A 6000-nucleotide genomic window follows, 5' to 3' on the forward strand; every position below is an offset into this window, starting at 1 on the left:
CTCATGGGCAGAAATTCTCGAAGACCGTACAAAGCAACATGACGAGGAACCGGGAAGTTTCAGAAGCGTTCAGGCGATACCAACAACAAGTCGTTTATCGGAGGTTATTATGGGTCGCGGTATTCTTCTTTGGCTTCTCGGCGTGCCGTTGCCGATCGTCATCCTTCTTGTTCTATTTATGCGCTAGGAGAATGACATGCCTCTCTATCAATCTGGTGTATCAGATGTCGGAGTTGAATCCTCGGCCTCGGCTCTCAGTTGGGGTCCGGTAATAGGTGGCGCGGTCGCTGCAGCGGCCACTGCGCTCATCCTGCTTCTGCTGGGGGCCGGCGTTGGCCTGACGATGGTTTCGCCATGGTCGGGAGAAAGCGCTTCATTCACCACAGTAAGTATCACGGCAGCAATCTGGTTTGTGGTGGTCCAGTGGCTCGCTTCCGCGCTCGGCGGCTATCTGACGGGGCGGCTGCGCACGAAATGGGCCGGCGTGCATACCGACGAGGTGTTTTTTCGGGACACCGCGCACGGCTTTCTCAGTTGGGCGCTTGCAACAGTGGTCGTTGCAGGATTGGCCGGATCTGCTTTCACAAGCCTTGTAGGCGGCGGGGTTCAAGCATTGGCATCTGCCACCTCGACTGCGACGATTGCCGGCGCTACATCCGGCAGCACTGACAACACAGATCCTAGCGGGGCGGCCGGATATTTCACTGATGCCTTGCTTCGTCCCCAGGATCTGCGCAGTCGCGTGCAGACTGACGATGCGGCCGCAGTTGCGGAGGTTTCCCGTATCCTCCTCAATTCCGCAACGGCTGGTTCGATGCCCGACGAAGACAAGACCTACTTGTCGGCCGTCGTGGCGTCTCGCACTGGGCTCACGCCCGAGGAAGCAAAAGCGCGCGTCGATGCCGTGCTGCAGCGGATCGCACAGGCGAAAGTTGAAACGCAGGAAGCAGCAGAAAAGGCTCGTAAGTCAGCCTCCACAACAGCGATGCTTGGCGCACTCTCGCTCTTGGTAGGTGCCTTCATCGCTTCTGCGGCAGCGGCACTTGGGGGACGACAGCGAGACGACGAAGAAGCCGCACTTATCGCTAGGTTCTGACACGTTCTACGCGTCGGCGATGACAACCCAGCCGACGCGACTTCGCCAATCTTCATCACGTAGTCCCGGATGCATTCGCGAAAAAGCTTCAGTGCCTTCAGGCCCGCCGGAGTAAGAGCGACGAGATGTCCAGACGTTGGTTTCCTCCTTGAATGACGAGAGGGATGAGCCCGGGCTCGCCCATTAATCAGCGTATTGAAATTCCATCATCAAAGCGTGAAACCTTTTATCTCAAGCGCCGTTAAGGGGCTCATGAGTGATCGCAAAATCGACCCCACCACTGAAAAACTTGCAACATTCCAGGGTGCTGAAGTCTCTCCACCGAAGGATGAAGAACACTCAGAGGCTGAGCCGGTACCTGAGGCCATTGAGCCCGATCATGCAATGTCACCGGAGGAAGCCGAGCAGGCCCGCAAATCCTATCTTTTAAAGCGCTTCTGGATCAGTGCGCGCGGCTATTGGAGCCGTCGTGGTGACCGTCTGGCATGGCCAGTCTCCATTGGTCTCCTCGCGTTGATTGGTCTGAACGTCGGTTTCCAATATGGAATTAACGTCTGGAACAGAGAAATTTTCGACGCAATCGAGCAACGCAATGCCTCGTCGGTCTATTATCTGGGAGCTCTGTTCCCGCCGCTGGTACTAGGCAGCGTAGCCTTGGTTACCATTCAGGTATTCGTGAGGATGCTGATCCAGCGACGTTGGCGTTCCTGGCTGACAAAGGCATTGATCGCGCGCTGGCTTGCCAATGGTAGATATTACCAACTGAACCTGATCGGTGGAGACCATCAAAACCCGGAAGCACGAATTTCCGAAGACATGCGGATCGCAACCGAGTCTCCAGTGGATTTTGTGTCAGGTGTCATCTCTGCCTTTCTCTCTGCCTCGACCTTCATCTTCGTACTCTGGACGATCGGCGGCGCCTTAACACTGCCGGTCGGTGGATCGCTTGTTACGATCCCGGGGTTCCTCGTTGTCGCCGCGGTGATCTACGCATTCGTAACGTCAGGCTCGATCGCTTACATCGCCCGCAATTTTGTGCAGGTCTCCGAGGTCAAGAACCAGGTCGAGGCCGAGTTTCGCTATACACTCACTCGGGTTAGGGAGAATGGCGAAAGCATTGCTCTGCTCGGAGGTGAAGAAGAGGAGCGAAACGATCTCGACAAAACGTTTCAGAAGGTGCGTGAGCAATGGCGCCAGCTTGCTCATCAATATATGCGCACTACGCTCGTCTCGCACGGATCGATGCTGATTGCTCCCGTGGTGCCGGTCTTGCTATGCGCGCCAAAATTCCTAGATGGAAGCATGTCACTTGGTGAAGTCATGCAGGCAGCATCGGCGTTTACCATAGTCCAGACTGCCTTTGGGTGGTTGGTCGATAACTATCCCCGTCTTGCAGACTGGAACGCCTGTGCTCGCCGCGTCGCGTCGCTGATGATGTCGCTAGACGGCCTCGAACGCGCCGAAACCAGCGACAGCCTCGGCCGCATCGCCAGAGGCGAAGCTGCTGACAATACCATGCTCAGTCTTCGCGATCTGTCCGTGTCCCTCGGTGACGGTAGAGCCGTCGTGAAGGAAACCCAAGTAGAGATTGAACCGGGCGAGCGTGTGCTGGTAGCCGGAGAGTCCGGCTCTGGCAAAAGCACATTGGTGCGGGCAATCGCAGGGCTATGGCCTTGGGGCGAAGGAAGTGTCAATTTCCGTGCCAACGCTCGATTGTTCATGCTTCCGCAGAAGCCTTATATTCCGACTGGATCACTTCGCCGGGCGGTCGCTTATCCGCAAGAAGCTGATAGCTGGGGCACCGAAGAAATCGGTTCAGCGCTGGAGAAAGTTGGCTTGGGACATCTCAAGGGCAAGATCGCCGATGAAGCCCCTTGGGACCACACCTTGTCCGGCGGCGAAAAACAACGGCTGGCGTTTGCCCGGCTTCTGCTGAATGCCCCCGACATTGTTGTACTGGATGAGGCAACTTCGGCGCTGGATGACAAAAGCCAGGACAAGATCATGGAGACGGTCATTAATGAGTTGCCGGATGTTACGATACTGAGTGTTGGTCACCGAGCAGAGCTTGAGGCATTTCACAGCCGAAAGATCACTCTTGAAAAACGGGATGGCGGGGCAAGGCTTGTCAGCGACGTGGACCTCATTCCGAAGAAAGGGAACCGCATGTCAATCTCTCGGATGTGGGGGAAGAGAAAGGATCGACATTGACTGCAGTCCAGCCAGAGGTTAACCAGATAACGATGGCCCCCTCGCTGCGTTCTCTGCTTCACGATGCGGTAATTCTTCGACAGTCGCGACTATGTCTGCAAAACATACTGGGATTGGTGCCACCCATTTCACGGAATCGTTTCCATCAACGAGGGAGGCCGTGAAGCGGTCGAAGGTGAATCTGTAAGTCTTGGCAACATCGGCCGGACCTGCCACGCAGCGACAGCCTTGCTCGAGGGCCGTAACTTCGGTTCGTGAAACCTCGAAAACAACGATTGCCCGTTCCTGTAGCTCTTGCACGTGTAGCTGGAGTTCATCCAGCTGCTGACGTCGCAAGCCGGTATCGTCTCCCGCGACCAGTAAAATCCATTCCGGTTTGCAATTGGCCTCAAACAAAGCAGACATATGCTGACCCTTCACAGCGAGATTTGCAGCCCGTACGGCCACACCGCGGATACCGTAAAACCGGTAGCAAAAGAGAAGGTTCCTGCGAAGGCGGGCGTGCAAGTGCTCATTTATGTGAACCGCAACCGGCGCGCGCAGCCCTGAACCCGTCGCCCGCCGCGCGGAGTTTCCAAGGTGTTTGATCAAGCAGGCCCGCGGCGTTCACTGTTCCATCGCAAGCGACAAATTCGAAGAGGTCGAACCAACAGATATCGCGCGAAAGGCTGATTGATTAATGCGATGTCCGTCTCAGGCATGCCAGATGGCAGCAGTCCTTAAAGCGAGCAAGCTCGCGATCGAGGCCTGACTTCCTTTGTATCCATTGCCTAATATTATCGCTGAGATCGGAACTTGTCCCGCCACTCGACGTTCTCACGCCGCAGATATGTAGGGAGTAGAGCATTATGTCTGGTCCAAACGCACGATGGAAAGAGCCTGTTGAGATCGCCTTGCCAAACGGCTCACATAAGGTGAGCGGCCCGTTCGAAGCGCTTGCACACATGATGGAAAACTGGCCTGCTTCACAGGGGCTGGATTTCGTCCGCGCGCGAAGCGCCTGCCGCGGCGCGATTGCTGGATACAAGACGATCGATGAGGCACGAGTAGCTTTTGAAGCGGCGGCGGCCGAAGCTCGCAAACAATTCGATCTCCGCCGGCATTGAGCGTGCGCCAGACATGCCGACCTCACTCTACACCTGACTAGTAACGAACGCTTCAATCTGCAAGGTCGTTTGCATTGAATACAACACGTAAACACTATGGAACTCTCGGTATTTTCCTGACGCTCGTACTCATCACGGGCTTCACCCTTGGGATAACCATCCGACCCGGCGATTGGTACGAGACGTTGGTGAAACCGTGGTTTACGCCCCCGAACTGGTTGTTCGCGCCGGCGTGGACATTAGTTTACATCCTCATTGCCATCGCCGGTTGGCGGGTCACAATCGGTCATGGTTTGAGTTCCACACTATTCCGCCTGTGGACCTTGCAGATGCTTTTGAACTGGGCCTGGACACCAGTCTTCTTTGGTTTTCGCCAAGTCGGCTTAGGCCTTGCCGTCATCGTTTGCTTACTTCTGGTGGTCATGGCTTTTCTGATCAAGGCCCAAGACCGAGTGGCCCGATGGTCTTTCGTGCCCTATGCGCTCTGGCTTGCCTACGCGACGTCGCTCAATGCCGCCATCTTCTTTCTGAACTAGAAGAGGTTGGCACAGGCTCCCGGCCCGGCATCCACGGAACGAACGCTGTGGCAGCGAGTTTCAGTGGCACGTCCTCGACTTCTGGAGAGCCACATGGCGGCGCACACCTTGGAAGAACTATCAAAACAGCTGCAGAAAATCGATTTCTGCATGCTCCAAACGAAGAACGAACCTAGCGTGTTCAGCGTTCGCCCGATGAGCAACAATGGTGACGTCGATTATGACGGCGACTCCTATTTCTTCTCATACGATCAGACCCGTAAGGTCAGCGACATCGAGCAAGACGCTCGCGTCGGCCTGACGTTTACCGCGCCACCCAGCTTACTCGGTGAGCCCGGCATATTCCTGGCGATCGACGGTACCGCAAGCCTGATCCGTGACAAGGCGCAGTTTGAGGCTCACTGGGTCAAAGACCTTGAGCGGTGGTTTCCGGAAGGGATCGATACCGCTGGAATCGTGCTGATCAAGGTCTCGGCCACCGAGATACAATACTGGGACGGCGAGGAGAACGGCCGCATCCCTCTCGCAAAGCGCGAAGCTTGCTGAGTTTTGCGTGATGGACTGGCAGGACCCGGGCGAGCTTCAATTTTATCGAGTGAGAGGATGACGATGAGCCTCAAACATACACGCGTCCAGCATGAAGGCGCCGGTCACTGGGTCGTCGATTTCGTCGGAGATGACGGGGAGGCCGTATCAGTGAAGGTAACCGACCACGAATTGTCGGACGAAGACCGCATCGTGGAGCAAGCCAAGCGTGTCATGATCGAGCTGACAGGCTTCGGGACCCGAGGCGGCAAACCGAAAAACCGGTACGACGCGTTGAGTAATGGTGATCTCGAAGATGACAACGTAGCGCTCAAAACTACGCATTGATGATGCGAGCGCTTCGATGACGATCGATACCTACAACGTCAATGGAATCGATGCTGATTCCGATGAAGCCGCCCCTTTGTTCCGAGATGATTGCGCCCCGTGATTCCGGGATGATCTCGCCCCCTTCCGAGGAGGTCTGCAGGCAGGTATTGTTGTCAATTCGTTGAGGCGACGTGTC

Annotated in this window: 8 protein-coding genes; 6 read left to right on the forward strand and 2 right to left on the reverse strand. The window is 56.0% G+C overall.

Features of this window, described 5'->3' with window-relative positions; translation table 11 throughout:
* The first annotated feature begins 196 nt into the window (after positions 1 to 196).
* Positions 197 to 1096, forward strand: a complete 900-nt coding sequence (locus MRBLMR1_RS20265) for a hypothetical protein (protein WP_500065905.1) — start codon at positions 197 to 199, stop codon at positions 1094 to 1096.
* A 252-nt stretch (positions 1097 to 1348) separates the two neighbouring features.
* Positions 1349 to 3307, forward strand: a complete 1959-nt coding sequence (locus tag MRBLMR1_RS20270; RefSeq protein ID WP_500065907.1) for an ABC transporter ATP-binding protein/permease — start codon at positions 1349 to 1351, stop codon at positions 3305 to 3307.
* Between the two features lie 18 nt (positions 3308 to 3325).
* Here the strand turns inward: MRBLMR1_RS20270 and MRBLMR1_RS20275 are convergent, their stop codons facing one another.
* The gene (locus MRBLMR1_RS20275) at positions 3326 to 3712 is read right to left on the reverse strand and encodes a hypothetical protein (protein ID WP_500065909.1); all 387 of its coding nucleotides are present in this window, start codon (positions 3710 to 3712) and stop codon (positions 3326 to 3328) included.
* A gap of 443 nt (positions 3713 to 4155) precedes the next feature.
* Here MRBLMR1_RS20275 and MRBLMR1_RS20280 point away from each other — a divergent pair, with 443 nt between their 5' ends.
* From MRBLMR1_RS20280 to MRBLMR1_RS20295, 4 genes are all read left to right on the forward strand, one after another.
* A complete protein-coding gene (locus MRBLMR1_RS20280) occupies positions 4156 to 4413 on the forward strand; it encodes a DUF982 domain-containing protein (protein ID WP_148144217.1) in 258 nt (85 codons plus the stop codon).
* A gap of 74 nt (positions 4414 to 4487) precedes the next feature.
* Positions 4488 to 4949 (forward strand): TspO/MBR family protein, encoded by a 462-nt coding sequence (locus MRBLMR1_RS20285; protein ID WP_148144218.1) that lies wholly within the window; start codon positions 4488 to 4490, stop codon positions 4947 to 4949.
* A 93-nt stretch (positions 4950 to 5042) separates the two neighbouring features.
* Positions 5043 to 5495: a pyridoxamine 5'-phosphate oxidase family protein gene (locus MRBLMR1_RS20290; protein WP_148144219.1), complete on the forward strand. Its 453-nt coding sequence runs from the start codon at positions 5043 to 5045 to the stop codon at positions 5493 to 5495.
* Between the two features lie 63 nt (positions 5496 to 5558).
* The gene (locus MRBLMR1_RS20295) at positions 5559 to 5822 is read left to right on the forward strand and encodes a hypothetical protein (RefSeq protein WP_500065912.1); all 264 of its coding nucleotides are present in this window, start codon (positions 5559 to 5561) and stop codon (positions 5820 to 5822) included.
* On the opposite strand, the gene MRBLMR1_RS20300 is transcribed toward MRBLMR1_RS20295, so the two are convergent.
* A partial coding sequence (locus MRBLMR1_RS20300) for a hypothetical protein (RefSeq protein WP_500065914.1) occupies positions 5812 to 6000 on the reverse strand: 189 nt, incomplete at its 5' end. The two genes, MRBLMR1_RS20295 and MRBLMR1_RS20300, sit on opposite strands and share 11 nt — an antisense overlap.

This window comes from Neorhizobium sp. LMR1-1-1.1, assembly GCF_040675795.1.
Classification (GTDB): Bacteria; Pseudomonadota; Alphaproteobacteria; order Rhizobiales; family Rhizobiaceae; genus Neorhizobium; species Neorhizobium cellulosilyticum.